Genomic DNA, 724 nt, shown 5'->3' on the forward strand with positions numbered 1-724 from the left:
CGCCGGAGGCGGTCTGTCGTGCGGTTGCGGCCTCCGCGAAGGTGCTGCCGTTGCTCTCGATGAAGTCCATGAACTCCTGGGTGGGGTGGCTGGTGACCTGGTTGGTGTAGGTGACGGTGCCGTCGCCGTTGTCCTTGGCGGACAGGTCCCAGATCACCTGGACCGTCGTCCAGCCGTGCGGGGTGAGCACGTCGGAGGTCGAGACCATGTGGCAGTGGTGCTTCTCGGCGGTCTCGGCGACGTAGTGCTGGATCACCAGTCCGGTGCCGATCATCTCGACGTTGATCGACATCGGCCGGCCGTCGTCGGTGGTGGTGTAGCCGGCTGCCTTGTGGTCGGGCGGAGCGCAGCGCTGGTATTCCTTGTCCGGGAGGTTCAGCAGCCAGTCGGCGATGTCGATCGCGTCCCAGGGGGCGTCGAGCGGCGCGTGTTCCGTCGAGGTGGACAGGATCAGATCGGACAGGACCTTCTTGGGATCACTCATGGCGTGCTTCCTGTGGTGAGGGCCACGGCCGGAGCCGGGCCGGTCTGTGCGGGGAGGACCGGCCGGACCATGCCGGTCCGGCCGCCCGTGGTGCCCCGCAGGCCGTCGTGCGCATCTGGGCGGGGCGGGCGGCGAGGAGCTGGCGCGGGCCGGGCGGCGCCCCGGGGCTGTCACCCCGGGGTCACCGCTGCCGCGGTCTCGGCCACCATCTCGGCTCGTCCTCCCTCGGTGCCCCCACGC

Annotated in this window: 1 protein-coding gene; it reads right to left on the bottom strand. The window is 70.4% G+C overall.

Annotation, left to right across the window (positions count from 1 at the left end; all coding sequences use genetic code 11):
- Positions 1 to 484, bottom strand: a 484-nt coding sequence (locus ACYVOM_RS41085) for a hypothetical protein (RefSeq protein ID WP_460309059.1), incomplete at its 3' end; no start/stop codon positions are given.
- Between the last annotated feature and the right edge of the window lie 240 nt (positions 485 to 724).

It is taken from the genome of Actinocorallia aurea (genome assembly GCF_054783995.1).